27 protein-coding genes are annotated in these 23,012 nt (G+C 42.4%); 18 read left to right on the forward strand and 9 right to left on the reverse strand.

Translation table 11 applies throughout. The annotated features are described in order from the left end of the window. Positions 1 to 22 precede the first annotated feature (22 nt). The gene (locus ACS5PU_RS16565; RefSeq protein WP_439460267.1) at positions 23 to 649 is read left to right on the forward strand and encodes an alpha-ketoglutarate-dependent dioxygenase AlkB; all 627 of its coding nucleotides are present in this window, start codon (positions 23 to 25) and stop codon (positions 647 to 649) included. 106 nt (positions 650 to 755) lie between these two features. On the opposite strand, the gene ACS5PU_RS16570 is transcribed toward ACS5PU_RS16565, so the two are convergent. Both ACS5PU_RS16570 and ACS5PU_RS16575 read right to left on the reverse strand, forming a co-directional pair. After that, the gene (locus ACS5PU_RS16570; protein ID WP_439460268.1) at positions 756 to 1,397 is read right to left on the reverse strand and encodes an alpha-ketoglutarate-dependent dioxygenase AlkB; all 642 of its coding nucleotides are present in this window, start codon (positions 1,395 to 1,397) and stop codon (positions 756 to 758) included. A 1,499-nt stretch (positions 1,398 to 2,896) separates the two neighbouring features. Further along, positions 2,897 to 4,339: a hypothetical protein gene (locus tag ACS5PU_RS16575; protein WP_439460269.1), complete on the reverse strand. Its 1,443-nt coding sequence runs from the start codon at positions 4,337 to 4,339 to the stop codon at positions 2,897 to 2,899. Between the two features lie 786 nt (positions 4,340 to 5,125). On the opposite strand from ACS5PU_RS16575, the gene ACS5PU_RS16580 reads away from it, so the two are divergent. Beyond that, complete coding sequence (locus ACS5PU_RS16580; protein WP_439460270.1) at positions 5,126 to 5,371, forward strand: hypothetical protein; 246 nt, start codon at positions 5,126 to 5,128, stop codon at positions 5,369 to 5,371. Here the strand turns inward: ACS5PU_RS16580 and ACS5PU_RS16585 are convergent. The 3 genes from ACS5PU_RS16585 to ACS5PU_RS16595 form a co-directional block, all read right to left on the reverse strand. Then, positions 5,368 to 5,883, reverse strand: coding sequence for a hypothetical protein (locus ACS5PU_RS16585; RefSeq protein ID WP_439460271.1), 516 nt, complete (start codon positions 5,881 to 5,883; stop codon positions 5,368 to 5,370). The two genes, ACS5PU_RS16580 and ACS5PU_RS16585, sit on opposite strands and share 4 nt — an antisense overlap. Next, positions 5,880 to 6,788 (reverse strand): hypothetical protein, encoded by a 909-nt coding sequence (locus ACS5PU_RS16590; protein WP_439460272.1) that lies wholly within the window; start codon positions 6,786 to 6,788, stop codon positions 5,880 to 5,882. Before ACS5PU_RS16590 ends, ACS5PU_RS16585 begins: the two co-directional genes overlap by 4 nt. Positions 6,789 to 6,891: 103 nt before the next feature. Beyond that, positions 6,892 to 7,257 carry a hypothetical protein gene (locus ACS5PU_RS16595; RefSeq protein ID WP_439460273.1) on the reverse strand — a complete coding sequence of 122 codons (366 nt, stop codon included), beginning with the start codon at positions 7,255 to 7,257 and terminating at the stop codon, positions 6,892 to 6,894. A gap of 20 nt (positions 7,258 to 7,277) precedes the next feature. On the opposite strand from ACS5PU_RS16595, the gene ACS5PU_RS16600 reads away from it, so the two are divergent. The 16 genes from ACS5PU_RS16600 (at position 7,278) to ACS5PU_RS16675 (ending at position 19,680) form a co-directional block, all read left to right on the forward strand. After that, positions 7,278 to 8,000, forward strand: coding sequence for a hypothetical protein (locus ACS5PU_RS16600; protein ID WP_439460274.1), 723 nt, complete (start codon positions 7,278 to 7,280; stop codon positions 7,998 to 8,000). Between the two features lie 4 nt (positions 8,001 to 8,004). Beyond that, positions 8,005 to 9,141: a plasmid transfer protein gene (locus tag ACS5PU_RS16605; protein WP_439460275.1), complete on the forward strand. Its 1,137-nt coding sequence runs from the start codon at positions 8,005 to 8,007 to the stop codon at positions 9,139 to 9,141. A gap of 3 nt (positions 9,142 to 9,144) precedes the next feature. Further along, entirely contained in the window at positions 9,145 to 9,765 is a 621-nt protein-coding gene (gene traK, locus ACS5PU_RS16610; protein ID WP_439460276.1) for a conjugative transposon protein TraK, read from the forward strand. Further along, complete coding sequence (locus ACS5PU_RS16615; RefSeq protein WP_439460277.1) at positions 9,755 to 10,144, forward strand: hypothetical protein; 390 nt, start codon at positions 9,755 to 9,757, stop codon at positions 10,142 to 10,144. The genes traK and ACS5PU_RS16615 overlap by 11 nt, the downstream gene beginning before the upstream one ends. Positions 10,145 to 10,155: 11 nt before the next feature. Further along, positions 10,156 to 11,364: a conjugative transposon protein TraM gene (gene traM, locus ACS5PU_RS16620; RefSeq protein WP_439460278.1), complete on the forward strand. Its 1,209-nt coding sequence runs from the start codon at positions 10,156 to 10,158 to the stop codon at positions 11,362 to 11,364. Positions 11,365 to 11,366: 2 nt separating this feature from the next. Beyond that, positions 11,367 to 12,203, forward strand: coding sequence for a conjugative transposon protein TraN (traN, locus tag ACS5PU_RS16625; protein WP_439460279.1), 837 nt, complete (start codon positions 11,367 to 11,369; stop codon positions 12,201 to 12,203). 155 nt (positions 12,204 to 12,358) lie between these two features. After that, entirely contained in the window at positions 12,359 to 14,395 is a 2,037-nt protein-coding gene (locus ACS5PU_RS16630; protein ID WP_439460280.1) for a type IV secretory system conjugative DNA transfer family protein, read from the forward strand. 28 nt (positions 14,396 to 14,423) lie between these two features. Then, complete coding sequence (locus tag ACS5PU_RS16635; RefSeq protein ID WP_439460281.1) at positions 14,424 to 14,867, forward strand: hypothetical protein; 444 nt, start codon at positions 14,424 to 14,426, stop codon at positions 14,865 to 14,867. Next, positions 14,857 to 15,396, forward strand: a complete 540-nt coding sequence (locus tag ACS5PU_RS16640) for a M23 family metallopeptidase (RefSeq protein WP_439460282.1) — start codon at positions 14,857 to 14,859, stop codon at positions 15,394 to 15,396. Before ACS5PU_RS16635 ends, ACS5PU_RS16640 begins: the two co-directional genes overlap by 11 nt. A gap of 16 nt (positions 15,397 to 15,412) precedes the next feature. Then, a complete protein-coding gene (locus ACS5PU_RS16645; RefSeq protein ID WP_439460283.1) occupies positions 15,413 to 16,201 on the forward strand; it encodes a DUF4099 domain-containing protein in 789 nt (262 codons plus the stop codon). A 9-nt stretch (positions 16,202 to 16,210) separates the two neighbouring features. After that, positions 16,211 to 16,543 carry a hypothetical protein gene (locus ACS5PU_RS16650; protein ID WP_439460284.1) on the forward strand — a complete coding sequence of 111 codons (333 nt, stop codon included), beginning with the start codon at positions 16,211 to 16,213 and terminating at the stop codon, positions 16,541 to 16,543. 10 nt (positions 16,544 to 16,553) lie between these two features. Continuing rightward, positions 16,554 to 17,387 (forward strand): hypothetical protein, encoded by an 834-nt coding sequence (locus ACS5PU_RS16655; RefSeq protein ID WP_439460285.1) that lies wholly within the window; start codon positions 16,554 to 16,556, stop codon positions 17,385 to 17,387. Positions 17,388 to 17,391: 4 nt separating this feature from the next. Further along, positions 17,392 to 17,592, forward strand: coding sequence for a hypothetical protein (locus tag ACS5PU_RS16660; protein ID WP_439460286.1), 201 nt, complete (start codon positions 17,392 to 17,394; stop codon positions 17,590 to 17,592). Positions 17,593 to 17,607: 15 nt separating this feature from the next. After that, positions 17,608 to 18,450 carry a DNA adenine methylase gene (locus tag ACS5PU_RS16665; RefSeq protein WP_439460287.1) on the forward strand — a complete coding sequence of 281 codons (843 nt, stop codon included), beginning with the start codon at positions 17,608 to 17,610 and terminating at the stop codon, positions 18,448 to 18,450. After that, complete coding sequence (locus ACS5PU_RS16670; protein WP_439460288.1) at positions 18,419 to 19,129, forward strand: hypothetical protein; 711 nt, start codon at positions 18,419 to 18,421, stop codon at positions 19,127 to 19,129. The genes ACS5PU_RS16665 and ACS5PU_RS16670 overlap by 32 nt, the downstream gene beginning before the upstream one ends. 284 nt (positions 19,130 to 19,413) lie before the next feature. Beyond that, positions 19,414 to 19,680, forward strand: a complete 267-nt coding sequence (locus tag ACS5PU_RS16675) for a helix-turn-helix domain-containing protein (protein ID WP_439460289.1) — start codon at positions 19,414 to 19,416, stop codon at positions 19,678 to 19,680. A 511-nt stretch (positions 19,681 to 20,191) separates the two neighbouring features. Here the strand turns inward: ACS5PU_RS16675 and ACS5PU_RS16680 are convergent. The 4 genes from ACS5PU_RS16680 to ACS5PU_RS16695 form a co-directional block, all read right to left on the reverse strand. Next, a complete protein-coding gene (locus ACS5PU_RS16680) occupies positions 20,192 to 20,761 on the reverse strand; it encodes a Crp/Fnr family transcriptional regulator (protein ID WP_439460290.1) in 570 nt (189 codons plus the stop codon). 830 nt (positions 20,762 to 21,591) lie between these two features. Further along, complete coding sequence (locus tag ACS5PU_RS16685; protein ID WP_439460291.1) at positions 21,592 to 21,951, reverse strand: hypothetical protein; 360 nt, start codon at positions 21,949 to 21,951, stop codon at positions 21,592 to 21,594. A 212-nt stretch (positions 21,952 to 22,163) separates the two neighbouring features. Continuing rightward, positions 22,164 to 22,595: a response regulator gene (locus ACS5PU_RS16690; protein WP_439460292.1), complete on the reverse strand. Its 432-nt coding sequence runs from the start codon at positions 22,593 to 22,595 to the stop codon at positions 22,164 to 22,166. Between the two features lie 71 nt (positions 22,596 to 22,666). Further along, positions 22,667 to 22,978, reverse strand: a complete 312-nt coding sequence (locus ACS5PU_RS16695) for a hypothetical protein (RefSeq protein WP_439460293.1) — start codon at positions 22,976 to 22,978, stop codon at positions 22,667 to 22,669. Positions 22,979 to 23,012: the final 34 nt, after the last annotated feature.

Consider the following 23,012-nt stretch of genomic DNA (forward strand, 5'->3'; position numbering starts at 1 on the left):
ATAGTGCAAAGGCAGTAGATATATGACGCATTCATTTGATTTGTTTAACCCGGCTCCGGACAATTTTGGACAGGGTAATCCTGGTCCCACAATAAGGGTTCCTGGGCTTACCTATATTCCGGATTTCATTAGCCAGCAGGAAGAAAACGAACTTCTTTTGAATATCAACCAGAATGAGTGGCTGACTGACCTGAAGCGGAGGGTCCAACATTTCGGGTGGAAATATGATTACAGGGCGCGCAATATTGATTATTCAATGTATCTCGGACAGCTTCCGGTGTGGGCATCGAACATTGCAGCCCGGCTGTATGATCGCAAACTCACAACAGATTTAGCCGACCAGGTCATTATAAACGAGTATAAGCCTGGACAGGGCATCGCTAACCACGTGGACTGCGAACCCTGTTTTGGAAATTCAATCGTTTCTTTAAGCCTTGGATCAGCATGTATTATGAACCTTATTAATCTGGAAAGCAAAGAAAAGATTGAACTGGTGCTTGAACCCAGAAGTGCTGTGGTCATCAAGGATGAATCCAGGTACAAATGGTCGCATGGAATTCCTTCGAGACTTGCGGATACGATCAACAACCAGTACATCAAAAGAACTGTACGCTTATCTATGACCTTTAGGAAAGTTGTATTGAGATAGCGTTTTTTGACCTGAAAAGTCCGGCTTTACTATTTATTGTCCAGTCTTCTGATAGCGCAAAGTCGTTCACTGTGCTGAAGAGTTTATCCTGAATATCGACCAGCTATCAGACAATTACCTTTCGAAAAGTCATTGAAACCCTCAATCCTCTATTGACCCTTACACCATAAATATCGTCAGCTAAGCGGCCAGGAATTCCATGCGACCATTTGTACCTGGCCTCACCCTTAACACAAATAGCACTGCGTGCTTCCAGAACAGCCTCAACTTTTGATTTGGATTCCAGGTTGACAAAATTCATTACACTGGTTGAAGAGAGACTGAGTGATATTATTGTGTCTCCAAAACAGGGTTCACAGTCCACGTGGTTGCCAATACCCTGACCAGGTCTGTATTCATTGACAATAACCTGATCCGGGATTTCATCGACCATGCCGCATTCTTTCAGGCGTAGGGCAATTTTTTTTATCCAGAGGGGTAAAGGGCCTAGGCGCATGGATTTATCAAGCGATCTGGCTCGGTAGTCGTATTTCCAACCATAGTGTTGTACCCTTCTCTTAAGGTCTCCAAGCCATTCTTGGGCGTTGATTATCGTCAAAAGTTCATGCTCTTCTGCTATAGAAATAAAATTGGGATAGTAGGTAAGGCCGGGAATAACCTCAGAACAGACCACTTGAAGTTGTTTGCGTTCTACCGGTTGAAAATAGGGGGTAAGTCTATAATGATTGTATGGAATGATGTTTTTCATGAGCGCGGTTAATTTGGTGAAAAATTTAGGGTATCAATATTTTGAGCAGTGTGCTACAGTTTCATTAATCAAAGGTACAAATTACTTTTTCAAAATACTAATATTTTTAGTATTTTGTTCGAGTTTTTTAATTTCTTTTTAGCTCATTATCTGTTGATTGTAGATTATTTATGGGCTTGTAAGCCAGCTAACTGTTACCGAAATATTTGGTATGCTGTCCCTAGGATTGGTTCAAGAATTTGGCGCTACATGTTCGCGGCCTGTTTGTTCCGTCCGAAAGGTAACCCCTTTCGAAATTCGCCCAAAATTCTCCGTAAATTTGTCTTATTGGGAGCGGTTGACCAATTCAGGCCAATTTAAAATCCAACCAAATATGGTTTACATCACATTTTTTCTTACCGTTGCTGCTATTGCAGGTGCCATTTCGACAATCGTTAAATTAGGCGTTGATTTAATGGATTTGGTGTTGAAGTGGAATGAAATTAGACAGCTATCGAAACAGGAGACAGAGCAGGAATACAATCACACTATCGTACCCGGCGTCCAGTTTCTTCAATCCACAATCGGGCAGCCTCACCAGGCACATTTTCTTTTTACTTTTTCCCGAGACGGGATGTTGTGGGTTGGCAGAGGATAGTGCTGCAAGTGGAGGGGGGAGTGCAATTTGCTGCTGTTTTCCCACCATACTTTAGTTGCTTAATCGTTTCGCCCGAAAGGTGCTTTCTTGCTTCTACCCGTGAGGGGATGTTGTGGATTGCAGTTGGACATTGCTATAGGTATAACGGATAGTGCCATCTCATGTTGTCTTTTCCCTATTTGTAGCCGAGTGGCCAATGTCGGAAAGGGTTGCCGTCCAGCCCGACAACTGCCGCTATTTAAATCTCGTGATTTCCTATATTATTGGCACAAACGCTTCCCATGAAATACATCCTGCTTTTTTTACTGTCCTTTTCAGCCCTTTCAGCTTTCTGCCAAAGAAACGGCAGCTATTATGTTACCCATGCCGGTGACACGGTAGACTGCGCTATTTTTGTTTGCCCTTTTTTGTTCGCTACTGGGCTGGATTGCAAATATTTTTGTTTGAAATAGTATTGTTGGTCCTTTTGCCAGTTAAGTTTCTATTTCAAGTAGGTTTTATTTTAATTTTTTGGGCGTGCCCCTAAAGGGGCGCGTTTTGCACTGTATCTTTTGTGCCAAAAGGATGCCGCTGCACCCGCTCACGCGCTCGTTCTGATGACCATCGTAATTAGCCGCTATAAATTTGTGAATGTTCAGCTTCAGTTTACGTATTATACTTGGTTGGCGAATAGGGTGCAGAAATGTTGATGAAGTAAAAAGGATTTTAATCAGGAGCCAAGTGTTTCAGGAATTTTTAACCGAGTCCTTTCAAAATCCGTTCGATATAATCATATTGATACTGTTCAATGATGAGTTGTCTGCATTTGATTACTTATGGATGACTGGTTTCCATGGTAGATAGAGTGCGTCTTTTTTACCATTTAAGTATCTTCTTCCTCGTCGTCTTGTGTTTCTGTAACCAAAGCTTTTTCAATCACCTGCTGTTTATTCTCTATTTTCTTTTTGGCTTTAGATTCTAATATAGCGGCGACTTTTCCTAAGCCTGGTATGCCTTCCAGGCGATCGATCGCAATTTGGAATTTATAACTTTGTTCAAGGGCTTCCATAATCGGATGATCAGAAGCCTCATAGTTAGATATAAGTTTGCCTGGATTCTCGGAAGAGACCTGCAAGAAATTCGATAACAACCTAAATTTAAGTTCGTCCGATTGTCCCTCGCCCGTGATACCGTTGATTTGCTTAGACAATCCCTCATAAGTTTTACTCAATACTTCCTTGTGTGCATATTCCTCTATCAGTCTTTTGGAAAGGTTGAGTTTTTTATTAGCTGAATAGGTGAACCATAGGACAGGTATATACATCGGGATAATCGCAAGGACAAGCCTGGGTAACCTGTTTATCGCCTCCTGGAGACCTATTCCCTGATAAAGAAAAATGCCATTAAGTATGAATGGAAGAAAACTGACGCCAATTAACAAATAGATTCCTAAATTAAATCGTTTTTGAAGAGTGTGGGACGAACTAACCTCTTCTTCTTTCTTTTTTGAGAATGCGGCACTGAGACCGGCTGTTAATGCGTTGGGAAGTAAGGCTGTAATCTCCTCAGTTATTGCTTTATATTTTTCGTCGTGACCTTTTTCGAAATTTTCAAATTTAGTTTTATAATCTACATTAATCTGTTCGACTTTCTCCTGCGATTCGGTTATCTCAAGTGATAACTTTTCATATGCTTCTGAAAGTTCGTCCTTTAAGCCTTCTACTTTTGTTATGTTGCCCTCTGCATCAGTTTGACTGTAGCCGAAAATTTCCCGATGCATGTCGTCAATATCCTTTTTTCGTTTATTAAGGGCGTTAAGGCTGACACTAGATTTTTCGACAATGTCCAATATCTTACTCAGGTTTTCATCTGCATCTTCAAGTTGATTTTCAAGGTCCGGATATTTTTCAAGGAAGCCGTCAAACTTGGCGATTCTGTTATCTAGTTCTTCAAGGCTTGCCTGATATTCAGCTTCTGTTTCTTTCAGCTGGTTCTTTATTTCAAGTATTTCGGTTTGGTTTTTCTCCACATCAACTTTACTCGAAGCAATATTGGTAACAGTGTTTTCAGCAGAATTTAAATGTTTTTTGATTTCGGAAACAATAGTCCCAGCTTCTTCAAGGCGCTGCTCTGCTTTGTTCTTAAATTCCGCTGCCTTTCTGGAGCTTTGGGCAGCTTCTTTTTCTGAATCACTGGCTTTTTTTTGAATTTCCTTCTGCAATGCTTTGTTGGCATTTTCCAGATTGATTATTCTGCTCCAAAGCTTTTTTCGTTCTTCCTCAAGATATTCAAGCTGTTTTTCCTTTTTTCCATCAAATAATCCCATGAGCGTTAATTAAATGTTTCTAATTTTTTATACTCTTAAAAGCTCTAATTTACAATTTCTTTACCTAAGGTCAAAAGACATTTAGACCAGATTAGGTTAATATCCCATCAAGAAGATTCGTCAGTTGTGCTGACCGATAGAGAAACTACACGTTAAGTAGTTCCTTCGGCAACATGTTTTTAACTACTCGCATAGCCTGCTAGTTTGTGGGTATCTATTTGAGTACATTGTCAATATAATCGGACTTGGAAAAGTTTCTCTGAACGATTTCCCTTAAACCTTTATGATTGAATATCGCAATAGCCGCATGATAATCCTTCCTGAAACGATGTCCTCGATTGACCTGAGGCGAACCTGGAACCAGGTGGCAATTTCGATCTATTTATTGAACTCTCCATAGTTGACTTCAAGCTGTTCGAACGAATTCGCCTTTTGCATGTGCGATTCATTAAAAACATTATTAATCCTGTTGCTGACATATCGCAGTGCTTGCTGCGTATTTCACTAAAACTGTACAGTCCGTTTCGCTCCAAACTGTACGCGAATTTGGCTGCCGGATTTTTTGCTAAGTCATTCCTTTCCCTCTGAACGTATAGAACGAGAGGTGTCGTTTAATAAAGTACAAAAAAGAGCTTATCGGTGATAGGGAATACAAGTAAAGCACAATAAGCTGGAAGATTTAATTATCGGAAAAAAGCGAGGCCTGGCCGTCAGATGCAGAGAGAAAGCCACAAAGCCAGGCCCGCTTAAAAACAAATAGGAACCGGCATCCGCCTTTCCCTATTGATGAAGAAATCAGCCCTGACTAATAGAGGCTGCCTTGATCTAATCAAGAGTACCAGTGGCAAAAATCAAAACTTTAACTCCAACAGCAAAGCAGCCAGACAACTTCAGCCGAATAAACTGAAATCAACCAGAAAAGAAAATTATATTTGGAAAGCACAAATCAAAAACACTGGCAACAAGCGAAAACAAAAGCCTGCAAAAACAAAAAAGCCGCTAAATCAGCGGCTAGGTAACCAAAAAATCTAATAGCTTATCCGCCTATTGAAAAGAGTATCCGTCTTCGAAACCAACCGATACCTATTCCCATCTAACCTAATCTTTTTATTATAAGCCTGAATAGAAAAATTAATATTCCGAAAATCAGGATGCTGCTGAAACAAATACAGGGACATAGCACGAGACCCGGCCTCCAGATAAAGAGAATCCCTAACGATCTGCTGAATAGCCGTATTCACCCGCACTGCATTGATCCCATGTACCAGCGTATCTAGTCCCCCAGACCGAGCAACCACAACACTCCGCGCAGAATCCAGGTCATCCACAAGCGCAATATCACTTTTGATAAACTGATAATCATTACGTTTACTCGTGAAAAAACCATACTGCCAGTTCAGCCTGGTAATCCTAAAGACAAAAGACTGTCCAACAATCATAGCATAAGAAGAGGTATGTTTTTCTACCCATTCATTTACCTTCAAAATAGAGAGAAACATGATCACCACAATAACCCGAAGAAATAATTTATACCTGGAAATCATACACGAATAGTTTTAAGATCAGAAACAATAGCCGGATACCAGCAGCAGATATTTAAAATCGTAAGCAGGATCCCAAAGAACATCAGATCCATGAAAAGCGCAATAAAAACATGCATAGATACCACCGCAAGAAAGATCCAAAGCCGGGTAGCTTTTAACCAGATCAGCACAAAATAAAGCGATTCTGAAAGCACCACCACCACACCAAAAAAAAGATAAAGAAATAGGGGGGCACTCTTAGGAATCAGCGAAGAGCTTACAATCGTAGGATCATTCACCAAAAAGAAAATGAATTTTCCATTCCACCAGCCGCTCATTACCGCCTTTTCAAAACCCGCTGACAAATAAGTTATAATCAGATAAAGTTGCAGTAACCGCACACTCAGTGCCTGCAAAACAGCAAGATTATCTTTCTTCTTTTTCTCTCGCACAGCATAGCTATAACCAATTGGAAAGAAACAAAGAAAGAACAAACACACCGACTGATATACGTCCACGCCATAAGCATAAGGAGTAATGACAGCTGTAATCAGCGTAAAGCAAACAAGAGAAACCAAAGCAGCAATATTTGCAAACACCCCAAAAAGCAGAAATCCCAAAGCACTCAGATAAACCACACAAACCGCTATCATAACCCGTTCAGGCAAAACACCTAGTAAATCTGCAATTTTCTGCGGATGAAGTTCAAACCAGAAAGAATTGGCATTGGAAACTTCCCAGCCTACCAGGCCATTAGGCGCTAGGAATACATCATAATCCAATAAAATAGTTGAAAAATTCACCATGCAGAAAACAGCAATCAGAATCCTGAAAACTTCCAGCTGAGAATGAGAAAAATGGTAATCCACTTTATAAAAGATATTCTCCCTGAAAAAAGAAAACAGAGAGCGATAAGTTAAAGTCATAATACAAAGAGCCTAAATGAAAAAGCGAAAAATGAAAACCAGCAACAATCAAAAAAGGCCTATGCACACGCGCATAGGCCCAAGATTCAAACCCAACGGGAGATTACATCTGTAAACCTTTAGCGGTGAGAATAGTCTTCAACTGGTTGAAACGCTCCTCACCCAATTTAGATTTTAAAACAGCACCAGATTGTTTGTAAACCCAAGCTTTCTCATAAGCAGCCAAGATCGCATTTGCAGCCATACCTGGTTGGCCAGTAAAACCTCCTCTAGAGGTAGATTTTAAATCAGCTACCTTGTTAGGCGTAACAACAGCTAGTTGACCATCTTTACCCAATACAGCAGTAAAATCTTTACCAAGAACCTTTTGGATCTCAGCCTGATCTCTTTTAGAGAATTTTGGAGTTTGCGCAAACGAAGCTGCCGATAGACCCAGGCACAGCCCTAATAAAATACCAACTTTTTTCATAATTAAATTTTGTGATTCATTTGCCTACTCTACGCGACAGACATATTACCAATCAGCAGGAGCGAATGGTATTTAAGCAGTGGGACCGGTCTAAGTTTACCCCCACTAGCGGTTTTCTAGGACTTAATCCAGAGTATTGGCTTACCTGGGCACTGCATCCCAATTATCCAAAAACAGATTTGCGCCCATTAGGCCCAGTAGGGCCTCAGATGCAGAGATTGGGATTGGTAGCAGCGATGCAGTCTGCAGAAGAAGCATATAAGCTCCAGTCAGATACGGTTTACAATACCACATACGCTGAAGGTACGCAGCATTCCTATTATTTTACAGATGTTGACCCCTTGTGGCTGCTTTACTATAAAAAAGAATTCCAGCCATTGGCCGATGCGCAGGAGGAGGATCCGCTGCTTGGCCTTTCTATAGAGGAGAAGGATTATATGACCAAGACAGGGATGCTCGAGTGGTATAACACCGAAAAAAAGGCACTTTGCGAGCGGGTGAATATAGCCAGGGCTACAAACGTGGATCGGGGGAGTCGGATTTTGGCCTATCATCGCATGCTGCTGGAATTCCGCAAACTGTCTGCACTTTGGGAGGATAAAAAGAAAAAAGTCCGTTTGTATCTTTCTATGAGAAATAAATCTCAGCAGGTAAAAGATAGGGCAGAGCCAATTACAAAAAGTCCAGGGCATAAGAGCGATATCTCGATAGCAGATGAGATCTTAAAAAAATCAAAACTATAACTCAATGATAAACAATGTTACCAGCGGCCTGGGGATTATCCTTCAGGCCGCTCCTGTTTCCGTCCCTGATTCTTTCAAAGACACCTTCAATTTCCTGCAAGGCAATGGAGTGTATGAGGAAGGGATGATGCATTTCCTCAAAGAAATGAAGAATACGATATGGACGCATTATGATTCCTTTATTGCCGATGCCCAGGCCTTGGCTGCAATATTTATGCTGATATTCTTTGCTATAAAATCCTATGAGATGATTTCCGGGGATAAAAAGCTGGAAGTTATGCCTTTGCTTAGGCCATTTGCCCTTACAATGGTTATTCTCTGGTGGGGCATATTTACCAGAGTGGTAGCATATCCTACAGATGTGGTAGCAGCAAAAACGGAGGCCATGTTCGATGGCAGCCAGACCGAGGTCAATGATCTGCGCTTACAGCGGGCAAAGCTGATGGTCGAAGTAGCTGATCAGTTGCTTACCGTGCAGGCAGAAACAGAGACAGCAAAAGCTGAAGCTGATACCTGGTATGAGAAAGCATGGGAATCGGTAAAATCCTCGGTCAAAGATGGTTTTTCAGAAGTCTGGAATCCGATAGTCGAGATGCGAAACCGCCTTCAGGTGGGGCTGCAGCTGCTGGCAACTTCCATTATTGAGACGCTTGCAATCTGGCTGCTCCGGATTTGTGTTTATATCATTTTTATTGTGCAGATCATTTTTTCTACCATTCTTATCATTCTGGGACCTTTTTCTGTGGCTGTAAGTATTTTGCCGGCATTTCGCGATTCTTTCACTACTTGGATTGCGAGGTTCACTTCAGTGAATCTCTACTCGGGTATTGCTTATCTGGTGATGTATGTAGCCTCGCTATTTCAGCACTACGCGCTGGAGGCTGAGATTACGCGGTATCAGGAGCTGGTAGGAACTTCGGGGCCTAGTCTAGAGAAACTCAGTTGGTTTGCATCCAATGGAGTGCTTTCCTTTGGAATGGTGATTGTTACTTTTATTATCGGGGCGCTTACCATGCTTACCGTTCCTAGTATATCTACCTGGATCGTGTCAACTTCAGGAGTGAGTTCAGCGGCTTCCTCGATGGGAAGAAACGCGTCGAATATGGGTAGAATGGCAGCTAGTGTATTGGGAGGAGGATAGGCTATGATAATCAAATCGATTGAATCAAAAATACGGCTGGCAACATACCTCTCGCTTGGCAGCTTTATTCTTTCCCTCGCCATTACAGCGGTCAGTGCTTATTTTTCCTATCTGCAGGTAGCGGATGCTCGAAAAAGTATTTATGTCCTTGGAGCTGGAAATCTACCATTGCTTGCCAATAGGGCAGACGTGAGGGTGAATAGGGCTGCAGAATACCGGTCAGATATCGCCCGTTTCCATTCGCTGTTCTTTTCGCTCACGCCAGATGATAAATATATCGAGTACCAGATGAAGCAAGCGATGTACCTGGTGGATGAAAGCGGGGCTGCGCAGTATAATAACCTGAGGGAAAAGGGATTTTTTAATAGCATCCTTTCCAGTTCAGCGGTGCTTAGCATACAGATGGATTCTATTTTTTTAGATGAGCCCAGGAAATACTTCAGGTATTATGGCCGGCAGAAAATAGATAGGAGAAGTTCCACCGTCATTCGCTCGCTGGTTACAGAGGGTTATTTAAAAGATCTGGAGGCTAGATCGGATAATAATCCTCATGCGGTGCTGATAACAAGATGGAAGACATTGGAAAATGAGGATCTGGAGACAAGAGAAAAAAATGCGTTATAAGATCACGAGACCGAATATCCTCTCTGAGATCAGAAAGGAATTCTCCCGCCAGTATATTAAAATCTCTTCAGGTTTAGTTTTCTTTTTTAGCCGGAATCCAAAAGTGGTATTTGCGTCAATGGTGGTATTACTAGCTGCTTCGCTAATACTCTGTTTTACGGTTTTAAGGGTAAGATCAGAGAAGAGTAAAGCTAAATCAGTTTTAAAGCCATTGACAGGGGCTGGCGTAAATGTGGGGCTATCTATTGGCAACTTACAGAAAATGCTTAGCCTGCAGCAGGAGCTGGAAGCGATTTTAAAGAAAGATACATTAGGCGCAGCAGATAGTGTGGCTTTTAGACGGATTATGAAAGAAGTGGAGTCAATGCGTAGTCATTAAAATAAATAGAAATGAAAATAGATTTCAAAAAACCAAGGTATATGATACCCTTGATTATAATGCCGTTTCTCTTTGTATTCTTTTATGTCTATAAGAGTAGCTATGGTAAGGAAAAGCCAAAAGCGGCCGGCAAGGATTCCTTGCAGGTTTCCCTTGCCGATGTTTCCGGCCAGGTGAGAACAAAAGAGCTTGCAGATAAACTCGATGCATATAGGCAGGAATATAAAAAAAGCGACGGATATACTGCAGTGGGAAGTATAGCGGATGAAGAGCTTAAGGTAGGAATGGCCTCAAGCGCTTATAACGAGCGAGAGAAGCGAATGCTGGATTCCATAGACCAGGTTATGAAGGCAAAATATGGAAAAGGGACAGGATACCCGTCAGGCTCATCTAGAGAGATTCCCAGTTTTAATGCAGGCCGATACGATAATAAAGGTACCAGTCAGGATAGGGCTCTGGCAGAAGCGCTTTCTAAAATCAATAGATCTGTTATCCCGCCGGTCCCCGCTCCGCCAGCTAGACAGGCGGATCCCATGCAGCTATTCAGGGCTCAGATGGCATTAGTCGATAGTATTGGAAAAGCCAACGATCCTGAGATACGTCAGCGTCGGGAAGAAGAGAATAGAGCTACAGAGGCCGAGAGGGAGCTCAAAGGGCAGAAAAAAGTCAGTGTAGTGAGAGCTGGTTTCTCTACAGGTTTTAATACTATTAGGGCAGATGAGGATAATAGGTTTTTATCGGCCGTAGTCGATCAGGATATTACAGGCTTTTCCGGTTCCAGACTTCGTATCAGATTGCTCGATGATCTGTTGGCCGGCAAGTTCCTGATTAAAAAGGGTACCTATCTATATGCGCTTATCAACGGCTTTTCAGGGCAACGGGTATTGCTCAGTGTAACTTCTATAATGAGCGGAGGCGAGCTTATACCGGTAAAGCTTGATTTATACGATCATGACGGATTGCGCGGACTTTATGTGCCGGCCTCAGCATTTAGAGAGTTTACCAAAGATCTTGGTGCAAATTCCTCACAAGGCGTAACGTTTCAGCAAATGGCTGAAAATAACAATCAGCTGGTGATGGGCATGCTCCAAAAAATGTTCCAGTCTACTACTGCTGCAGTTGGAAAGCTGATCAGATCAAACAAAGCTAAAATCAAATATAATACCCAGGTGATGTTGATCGATCCCGATCAGCTCAAAGAAAAACAGAACAGTTATTAAACATGAAAAAATATTTTTTAATGCTATTGATGCTTCAGGCATTTTTAGTGAAAGCGCAATACCCAGGAGCTACCCAAGTTGCGGATCTTCCGGTAATTGGAATATCTAAATCAGTTTCGCTACATTTTATCTCTCCTGAGCCTATACAGTATGTTGATCTGTCCAGCCATGCGATAAAAGGGGATCTACCTATAAAAAATGTATTGAGATTACAGGTGCTTGCAGATTCTCTGGAAAAGATTGCAAATTCAAAGGATGGGGGAACTGTTACCATTGTCGGGGAAAAATTTATTGCCCAATACAGGCTCTGCTATCTTCCGCCTGAAAAGACCGAATTTATCTCTTCACAGATCGATATTCAACCGGAGTATATGAAACCTTTGGATATTTCCGCTGTTGGGCTTTCAACAAATGAGAGAAAGGCAAATGCGCTGGCAATGCTTAAAGAGAGATGCGCTGCTTGTATCAGGCAATCAGATGATTATGGAATCGGGATCAGGCTTAATCGGATTTACACAGTAGGGGATGAAGTGTTTTTGGATATCAGTTTTAATAACAGGACAAATATCCCTTATGATGTGGATGAGCTCAGGTTTAAGATCGAGGATAAAAAGATCAACAAGGCTACCAATGTTCAGTCCACAGAAATCCAACCTTTGTTTCAGTTATACCCCTTCGAGCGGTTCAAAAGTAGGTTCCGAAATATATACGCGCTTAAAAAGGCTACATTTCCCGAGAACAAGCTGCTTAATATATCGCTAACAGAAAAGCAGCTTTCAGGTCGTAATATTACGCTATCTATCAGATATGGCGATGTGTTAAATGCTGATACTTTTTAACGATGGTTTTTGAAAACTCATTTTTTTTTCTGTTGGCTCGATCGGGATCAATTATTCATAAAAATGATTAATGCTAATATAGCCTTGTGTTAAACTTTTGAAATAGTAAGAACCACCCATAGCGGTGGTTTTTTTATGCCCTAAATTTTAAAATAATGGAAGAATCAAAGGAACAGCAAAGCCTTCACCGCTTCCTACAGTTTGCTATATATCTTTCCCTGGCATTCGATATACTTTTGTTTATCTATTTAGATAAACTACAGCAGATGCACACTTTGGATCGCTATGGACTTGCTAAGTTTCTGCTGAAAATGCGGAAAATCATCATCTACCAGCATCCCCTTTACAGCCGCTGTTTCACCCTGATACTCATTTTGCTTACTTCTGTAGGCACATTAGCCAAAAAGAATAGAAACCTGGATCCGAAAAATGCCATAGTTTATCCCATGGCAGCTGGGTTAGTTTGTCTCATCTGTGGATTATGGAGCTATGGGAAAAGCGATGAAATAATCTGTTTTCAGCTTAATGGTTACGAGATAGCGTATATGGCGCTGCTTCTGCTGGGCACAATCCTGCTTCATATATCGCTGGATAACATATCAAAAATCATTAGCGCAAAACTGGGGAAGGATATCTGGAATGTAGAGGGTGAGTCTTTTATGCAGCCCCGCAGGCCAGTAGTTGGAAAATACACGGTGAGTATACCGATGCTTTTTTATTACCGAAAAAAGGTCCATCGCGGCTTTATTAACCTAGAGAATATATTTAGAGGGACGATGCTGATTGGAACGCCAGGTTCGGGAAAATCCTTTGGCGTGGTCATGCCCTTTATCAGGCAGCTTATTGCAAAAGAGTTTTGCATTTGTCTTTATGATTTTAAGAACCCGGATTTGGCCAAAGTGGCCTATTATCACTATCTGCTGGCAAAACAGAGAGGTAAATGCTCTGGATATGGCTTTCATGTGGTCAATTTAACAGAGGTTGAGAAGAGTAGGCGCATTAATGTGTTGCGTTCAGATTACATCAGGACATTGGCCGATGCTTCAGAGACAGCCGAAGGCCTGGTCGAAGCGCTTAAAAAGGGAGATAAATCCGGTGGTAGCGACCAGTTTTTTACCCAGAGTGCGGTAAACTTCCTGGCATCATGTATCTATTTCTTTGCATGCTTTGAGAATGGGAAATACTCAACATTCCCGCATATTATGTCTTTCCTTAACTGTTCTTATGAGGAGATATTTGGGACGCTGACTAAAAATGCGGAACTGGCTTCCCTGCTTTCGCCGTTTATGACAGCCTATAAAGCCCAGGCATATAATCAGCTTGAAGGCCAGATCGGTACGCTTAAAATCTTTATGTCGCGGCTGGCCACGAAAGAAACGTATTGGGTTTTCTCTGGGGATGATTTCAATCTTAAAATTTCTTCTCCCCAGAGCCCATCTATTTTGGTGTTGGCGAACGATCCCAATACGCAGAATATCAATTCGGCCTGTTATTCCCTGGTGCTTAATCGGCTCACTAGGTTGCTGAATGCTAAAGGTAATTTACCTTCAGCGCTAATCATAGATGAGCTGCCAACGCTTTTTGTTCATCGTATAGAAAATCTTATTGCTACGGCTAGAAGTAACAAAGTCGCCGTGCTCATGGGACTTCAGGAATTGCCCCAGTTTCAGCAGCAATATGGAAAAGATACTGCTAGTACCATTACAGCAGTTGTGGGGAATGTATTGTCAGGTTCGGTTAGAAATAAGGAAACCCTAGAGTGGCTGGAGAGGCTTTTTGGAAAAGTGAAGCAAGAGTCCGAGAGCCTTTCCATTGATCGGGCGAAGACATCGGTTTCCTTTTCTGAGAGATTGGAACCGCTTATTCCAGCTGGAAAAATAGCATCGCTCAAAGCGGGCGAAATGGTTGGAATGCTGGCATCGGATGCTACCTCAGATTTTTCGGGAGAGTTTCAGACTTCGGCAGTGAATGGCAAGGTCGACCTGAATATGAAAGCTATCAGGCTCGAGGAAGAGAACTATCAGATAATGCCGCTGTATTACGATTTCAAAGGGAAAAAAGAAGAGGTGCTGAGGTCAAATTTCAACCGAATTAATAGTGAGGTGGCGAAAATTGTAGCCGCTTCAAAAGAATCTATCCCTCAGATTCCAAAACAGGATAAAGCCTCAATGAAAGCCCAGAGGGCTAAATAAGCTATTGTTCAATTTAAATCAATCTAATATGCAGAATTTAACAGGGAGTCTGGTTCTGGTAAATCCGGAGCTGACTTCAGATCCTGTTTCCAGGCAGGGACACGTCGGAGTTATTGTAGGGGCAGACCTTAAAAGCGATAGCATAGCTGTCGGATTTGGAACATCAAAGCTGGGGGTGTATTCCTCGGATGCGCTGATGGTATTAAAAGACCACAGCAAGTTATGGGAGATTGCGATGAATAATCACAAGCAAATGGAACCTGATACCTATAAATCCCTGCTTGTGATGAGCATGGATTTATACAGCGGCGATCTGAAGCGAATGGCTAATGCCATAGAGATGGCTAAAGGTTCTCCAGAGCTGATGGAGTATAGCCTTATATCGTTAGAAGAAAAGCTGACGATGGATATCTCAATAGCAGATACCAAGCGTGATCCTACTATCTACAATTCCTTTTACTTTGATAGGTAGGGTAATTCTGGTATCAGCCCTCGTGTTTATTGCCGCTAGAATAGCCTCAGCTCAGAATACCTATGCCCTGCCGCTTCGCGTCCTTAAGCTCAGCTCAGCTTTTGGTAGCAGATTGCATCCGGTGACAGGAAAGCTGGACTTCCATAAGGGGGTAGACTTGCAGGCGAGATCAGAGCCGGTATTTGCCATTTTACCAGGCAAGGTCTCCGCCTGTGGCTATCACCCGATACTAGGGAATTTTGTAAGAATTGTCCATGGTGAGCTAGAAAGCATCTATGGGCATCTCTCAAGCATCATGGTCCAGATGGGCAAAGAAGTGAAGGCGGGAGAGTTTATAGGGGTTACGGGCGATAGCGGAAGGGCTACTGGAGAGCATCTCCATTTTAGCATCTGCTTTAATCAGATCTACATCGATCCCTTGAAATATCTTTTTTTTCTGTCGGAAAATAATTCCAGCCAGAGAGGATGCGACAGGGAAGCCGGTACCAGATGCAGTGGTGGGATAGCAGCCGAGAAAATAATCAGATAATTTTTACAGTGATAACATGAAAACAGCATTTGAATTAGCTGAGCTGCCCTTGGCAGATTTGGCTAGCCTGGGCCTAAATGGAAATCCAGAGGAAAAGCTCTCTGCCAGTGATCTTATGGCATTACTTAGTGGCAGAAGAACAGCGATGATGAAATTTTACGGGATTAAGAGTGGAACTGCGAGTATTGACAGCCTCGATGCTAAGCTTTCCCTGAGCAGAGAGGATAGCGATAGGGTTGTTTTAAAAATACATCCCATATACAAAGAACCCCAGTATGGTCGTATCCCAATGGAAGAGGCTGGGCTATTTTTTAGCCGGGGTATTGCCCCCAAGCTCATAGAGACAGAGCAGGAGGATGGTTCAAAAGTGAAATCTGTCGTTGAGTATGATAGCGAAACCAAAGAGTTTATCTCATATGATCCGCAAAAAGTCCAGGTCCCTTTTATGATTAACGGCGAAGAGTTGGACTCGGACCAGAAGCATGATTTTAGATTTGGCCGGCCGGTAGAGCTCCACAGCGGCTTAGAGGTTATGCATACAGCAATTGAGCCGCTTGGGATTATCTCCGACACAGATAAGCTGTTATTACGCTTTGATATGGATGAGCCGAAAGACTTGTTACTAGAGGATATCCGTCAGATAAATCCTGGAAAACACCCAAGTGTTCATTTCTTTTCTACCGGTTTTGAATCGCATATGATGGAGGCCCAGGAGATAACAGAAGAAAAACGTGCCGAGTTCCGCGCGTTGGACGAGTGGTATCGAATGAGCTCAGAAGGTGCCTCTGGAGAAATATCCAGATAAATAAAGACCATGATCCCAGAGGTTTTTAAACAGAATTGCTCCTTTGAGATCATTGCTTTCGGGGCTCCAGTGCAGGTTTGTTATAGGTTTTATTCGCAGGAGAAAAGAGAGCCTGAGCAGATCGATCCCCTGATCAGCCATATTGAGTTCCGCGCCGCCCCTTGTCCGGTAAGTGGGACGGGGTATTATTCTTATTTTTTTCAGTCCCGGCTTTTGGAGAGCGGAGCGTATAAGGGGATCGAAGAGTTCGCATTGGCTGCTGCTGAGTTTATCGCAAAGGAAAACGGCTTTGATCCTCCAGCTCCTGCTAGCGAGCTTAAGTCTATTCTAATTTATTTTTAAAACATAATTTATGAACGAGCAAAATCTCGAGTATTTAAAAAAGAGCCTGGATTATCTGGGCTTTGGTACAAAATTGAACGAAGTGATGGAATCGGCGATAAGAAAAGAGATTCCCAAATTCTCGCTGGGCATCTCAAAGCGTTTCAGTCGCCCTGAGCTTAGCGATGGATCAGGTGTGGCAGCGGATCATGTTCATTATCAGCTCAATTTCAATCGGGCTAAGGAAAATGATACCTATTTTCTAAATGACTATACAGTCACGATGATGAAATATGGCGAGCAGGCCAGGCGGCAGCATACCTTTGATCTGGAACGGGATCATCGGATGACAGGACAGCAGGCCTATAAACTGCTTTCTGGTAATGCTTTGCTTAAAGAGATTGGCCAGAAATCAAACAATGGGGAAGCAGCATCCCAGAAGGTTAAAGTGTGGTTCAAACTTGATCAGGAAATTCAGGATGCATATGGAAATCATCCATTGAGGCGCTTTTATCCGGAGTACAATTTTAATCTTGCCCAGACATTGGATCAATATCCTTTCAAAAATTTAAGTGCAAGGGAGAAAGATACGGCGGTAAAACAGCTGGAATTAGGAAATATGCCGCTTTTGGCCATGAAAGTGGATGAGCGGATTGTGCCGGTTTTCGTTGTTGCAAATCCACAGATGAAGGCTTTAGAGGTTTATTCAGAGAAAATGGTGCCAATCAGAGAGAATGAAATATTCCCCGATAGATCAGCTAGGAGAGAGGAGAAAACGTTCTCAGGCGAGCCGCCCCTGGAGCAGTCTTCAGATGCCTGGAGGCAAGATAAGGAAAGGGATACAGGTGAGCAGATAAGCCGTTAGCGCTATGCGTAAGCTATTTCAAAAGATAGACCGCTTGAGATTGGGCGGATATGCCGTTCTGAGTGTTGCAAAAAATTCGCCCTATGCAGCATGTAATGGTCAGCGCTTTAAAATCCATAGCATGGGCACTCCTGATATCAAATGCCGCATTACCCTTTACATCGAAAATCAGCTGGTGGATTTTAATATCGACCAGGTGATTTAAATCAGCTCAATCTTTATGATCCAGATAAAAACACCTATAACTTATTACGGTGGGAAGCAGAAACTTGCCCGTAAAATCGTATCGCTAATACCCGAACATACCCTTTATTGTGAGCCTTTCATTGGCGGTGCTGCCGTATTCTTCGCTAAGTTGCCATCAAAGGTTGAGGTTATCAATGATACCAATAAGGAGCTTATCAATTTCTATCGCGTGGCTAAAGAGGATTTTGTCTCCCTGGAAAAAGAAATCCGGATAAGTTTGCACAGCCGCGACCTCCATAGAAAGGCTTCTGTTATTTATAATAATCCGGATATGTTCTCGGAGATAAAGCGTGCCTGGGCCATATGGCTTACTTCCTCACAGAGTTTTTCTTCTCAGCTGGATAGCAATTGGGGTTACGATAAAAAATCTAATACCACCAGCAAAAAAATCCAATCAAAAAAAGAAAATTTTGTTGAAGAGATGGCCATTCGCCTTCAGAATTGCCAGATCGAGTGTGCTGATGCGCTTTATATTATCGGAAGCCGTGATACGCAGGAGAGCTTCTTTTATTGCGATCCGCCATATTATAATTCTAATTGCGGTCATTATGACGGGTATTCCGAGAGCGACTACGAGGCGCTGCTATTTCTATTGAGCAGAATTAAGGGAAAGTTCCTACTGTCTTCTTACCCTTCTCCCTTGCTGGCAAAATATACCAAAGAATATGGTTGGAATAACTGGTCTATCGAGCAGCGCGTTTCAGTTAATCCAAAGGCAGGAAAGGAAAAAATCAAAGTGGAGATGCTCACCGCGAATTATCCTATTACCTCTTCGAAAGCTAGTGATGATGAGGGCTACATCAGAAAAGAGCATTAAGGCTCTGGAAAATCCTTCAGGCCTTAAGCTCTATCATGGAACCACAGGTATTGTTGGCGATAAGATAGTAGTCCAGTCCAATACTGGAGTGGGATGGAATGCCTATACGCTGGGTAATGGATTTTACACAAGCGTTAGCAAAGACGCTTCAATGTTGTTTGCTCATCTCGATTACATCAAAAAAAGACTCAATTCCGAAGAAGAGCTATGGCCTTCACTGGATCCGAAGCTTTATAATATCAAATTAAAAGGCAGCACTAAAATATTAGATGCTACTAGTGTCCTGGACGCATCCAGCGTCCGGGATATCTTGGAGCGCGCTGGAGTTTCTAAAAGTTACCTTAATTTTTGTAAAGATGATCAGCTCAGAAGCTTCAGAAACGCCGCCGATATATTAGCTAGCAGTTTTGATTTGGTGGGAAATGAGAAGGAACACCTTACTAAAGCGCTTGGGTACGATGGGCTGATGACGCTGGAATCAGCTTGGCAAGGATGGGATTATTACCCTTCGGGTATAGGGGTGGATTGGGAGTCCTGCCTGCTTGAGTGGGAAAGTTTGGCCCCTTATACAGTAATTATTTATAACGCGGATCAGATAAGTTCTTTTCATCAGATTGGGTATAGTAGTAGCGAAAAAGAGGATATTTTCGAAGACAGAGCGGGAGAGATCGGCAGATGAGTGATTTTTTTTTAGCTGGTTACCTATAAAGTGTTTGGGATCCCTTTAAGCGTTAATATGCGGGAGATAGATGTGTTATTTTCTAAAAAAAAATAGAGATGCAGAAGGGCTTATCCCGGTAATTGGCGGCAGATCTCCCTTAGAGAATAGGTAATTGGGAGTATGTTGCCAGAGGAGCTGGAGCACTAAAACGCCCATAATTGAAGATCAGACTAAATGAAGGAATACTTTATATAAATGCTTATATAGATAATCATAAGAGATAATTATTAATTGAATTAGAGATGAATATTACTGAGATTGTAACTAAGGAAGATATTGAGAACCTTAAAAAAGAAATCTTTGAGGAGATCAGAAGAGTGCGTTACCTTGAGTTAAAAAAACCGGTTAAAAAGGAATGGTTAAAGAGCTATGAGGTTAGGGCAATGCTCTCCATTTCCGCAGGCACGCTTAATGCATTTAGAAGAAATGGAATACTCCCTTATTCAAAAATAGGAGGGCTGATGTATTATAAATATGAGGACATCGAGAGGTTGATCAATAATGAATAATAAGCGCGTTAAAGATGAATGGTAGGATCCTATAATCCTGTCTGATAATTTTAGATGTCAATTGTTTATTAGTTTGTAAAACAGTTTTTTATGTTGATTTTATAAATCTATTGATCTATTTATAGCTATCAATTAGTTGAAAATAAATTAATTATTGTTCCTCTTTTATAGAAGGTTGGCCTAATTTTATAAAAAAAATTAGAATAATAATTTTACATAAAATACTTAATTAATGTTCAATAGGATGTTCATTTAATTTGTTTATTTAGTTGTAAATGTTTCTTTAGAAGGCTGGCTGCCTTTAGCTTTGGCAATGGCTGATAGCCGGTAATAAGCGTATAGGAATGCGCTATAGAGATGAGCTTAACTTGTGGAGGCTTGGTCAGATTTAGGGGCCAAATTTACGAATAGTGCCATCGGTTAAAGAAAATCCATGGAATCCGCCCCGATGAGCGGATTCCATGGAATAGTTCATAATTTCCAATAGCATGAAATATAGCCATATAGTTGATCAGGCCGCCGTTCCTTGCTGCGCACGCCGTAACAAGTGTACTGTAATCCCCAGGTAGCTTGCTAAAGCTTCATCGGGTACACGTTTTTCAAGTCCGGGTTGATTAAGCCTAAATATTTCCAGCCTGCGTCTAGCCGAGTGAAGGCTCACAAGTAGCGATCGCTGGCGGGCGGTGCTTAAAAAATGTTTCCAGAGCGCCCTTTCGAAACGCTGGCTTTGAATACGATTTCCGGAAAGGCCTTCGAAGAGGTCTGCCGGGATGGCAAGCGCGTGAGTATCCTCTATTGCTACAATCCTTTCAGGTCCAGATTCCCTGCCGAGCGGGATCTGGCTGGTCAAAGTCAGTTCTCCCTCTTGAGCCAGCCAGGAGGCAATCCCGAGCTCATCTACGTCCACGTAGCCTATTAGTAAACCTTCGATAACAAACAGGAGTTCAGGATAGGGATTGTTAGGTATGAGGTCATCCCTTTTGTACTGTAGCTTGCGGACCTTGGACCTTATGGCCTGTTCCATTTCTTCTGTAAGGGGAGAGATCTTGTTAAAGTAATTGATAAGCAGGGAAATGTCCATATATGTTTTGTTGTTTCGTTTGGTGTGGCTGTTCAATAGCTATATTACATTGATACAACTATGGGTTGTAACAAGGGTAAAGTTATGATTGTTTTGATCTGCAGAAGATTTTTGTTTTTTTTATTTCTTTCGCAGCGCCTGGGAAATACAGGCGGATTTTTATCATCATCTTCGCTTGAGGTAATGCGGTGCGTTGAGAGTATGGCTCCTTATTAGCTTGAGGTCTGTGAATTTGGCCGGTCAGGCTTATTTGGTCAGGGGCCGAGAAGTATTTTTTCCATATCGCGGGCAATGATGGGGAGTTCCATATGGCCAGCCAGGAAGGTAAATAAATGGGATAGCAGACTATATGAATGGTTTTTGTTGAAGTGTTTTTAGGGTGCTAGGTCCCCTTGGAGAAGATTGATGTATTTTGCCTGTTGGAATGGGGAAGGGTAGTTGAGTGATCAGGTTTTTTAAGCGCAGTTCTATTGGCAGGAAGTTGCTTAGGGTTATCTCAGCAATTAAATAATTTTTGTGATAAGCCCCTGCTTGGCCCTTTATTTTCGGAAAGTATGTGGAGTATTAAACAAGGTTATATCGGCCTTGGCGCTTATGCCGGTTAACATTCAGCGCTTGTGTTACGCTTCAGGGCGTTATGGTTGGGGGTTAAACCAGAGATCAGTTTTGCCAACGCTTAGCAGTGCTATCTCTGCCTTATCTGCCAGTTTTTTCTCCCTGATAACTAGGCGCTAAGTGGATTTGTAGCCGGGAATGAGTTTAGGGTAGGCCTTCGATTACAGCGGGGAATTATCCGTATCCTCGCTGCTGAGCAGGGGCTTTTCCAGTAATCAGTTGCTGCTGATATTCACTTCTTGCCCGCTGATTTGTGCGTTCAGATAAGCTTCGGCGCTTAAGAGATCTTGGTTAACCTTTTTTTGCGCTGCTATCAAGTTATGTTGGCTCGAATCCTGGTCAAATTCGTCCGATAAGCTAAAACGGTCTGGCGCGCCTCCGCTTTGCCGAGGGGCTAGTTTTCCGACTACGGTGAAAATGCCCTCCAAATGGTCGTGCAGAAAACTGTATTTGACCTGAAAATCATCCTGCCCTTCAGTGGGTATTTCAGCTATCTCTGCGTAAGCCCGGTCCTGAATGGTTTCCAAAGCCTGTTTCAATAAGGCAATTGCCTGTTCTTTCTTATCTGCTGTCATATCCCCGAGAGTTCTTTTCTTATCTAACAGTTCCCTTCTGATAAAGTTTGGCAAATCTATGCGAAAATGCTTCGCTGGCTTTGTCCGCTTGCTAAGACTAGCTACCACTGCTAAAGCTAGCAAAGATTTTATGGGATTTTCTCCTGAAAGCTATCTCCGCCAGTCCCATTATCTTGATGGGAACGGCGGAGATAGCCGGCCATGATAGGGCCTTAAATCTTAGGGATTACGTTTTTGACTATCTTTTTGATCCGGGGAAGCAGGCCACTGTCACTGCGGGCGGATCCAAGCAGGGAGCTTACCAGCCCCAGCAGCTCATCTATACCAAAGGGTTTCTCCAGGATCGCATCGCAGCCGTAATCGTCAAGGGAAAGCAGAATCTTGGCATAGGCTGAGGTGATCACAATAGGGGTTTGTTCAAAGCCGTCCATTCCCCTGATGGCGCCACAAAGTTCCCCGCCATTCCATTCGGGCAGCATATAATCAATAATAAAAAGATCGGGCCTGAAGCTTTCAGCCACTGAGAGTACCGTTTCGCTCTGATCGCAGCCCCGGCAGTTATATCCGCTCGAGGTTAAGATTTCAGTAAGAATTTCCAAAAGAACCAGGTCGTCCTCTATAATCAATATCTTTTTACGCTCCATTCAGATGCTTATTTTCTTTTTTAGCTGTCGTTTACCTCGGACACTCATGGGTGCCTTAAGGTTTTTAAATGTTAGATCAGGGGGCCAATATCTTTGTTTTCCAGATGGGCGGTACGGAAGATTTCCTTTGATATCAGGGCTATATTTTCTTTGAGTTCATCTAGTGAACAATACAGTATACCGCATGGCACCGGCAGCCCCATAAGCTCCTCCAGAAAAGCTATCTTGATAGGAAATGCCCTAAGCTTTTCAGGACTGCCTGAAAGTTGTGAGAAGATTCCCAGGGCTAGCTCTTTGTCTGCTCCCAGGCAAAACTTCCCATAGGTAATTGTTTTATCATCAGGCCCCTCTAGGCTGATGTTTACCGTAAAGCGCTTATCCATTTTTTTATTGCTATAGTTGGTTAGAGTTGAGTTT

This window comes from Pedobacter sp. GSP4 (assembly GCF_051857575.1).
Classification (GTDB): Bacteria; Bacteroidota; Bacteroidia; order Sphingobacteriales; family Sphingobacteriaceae; genus Pedobacter.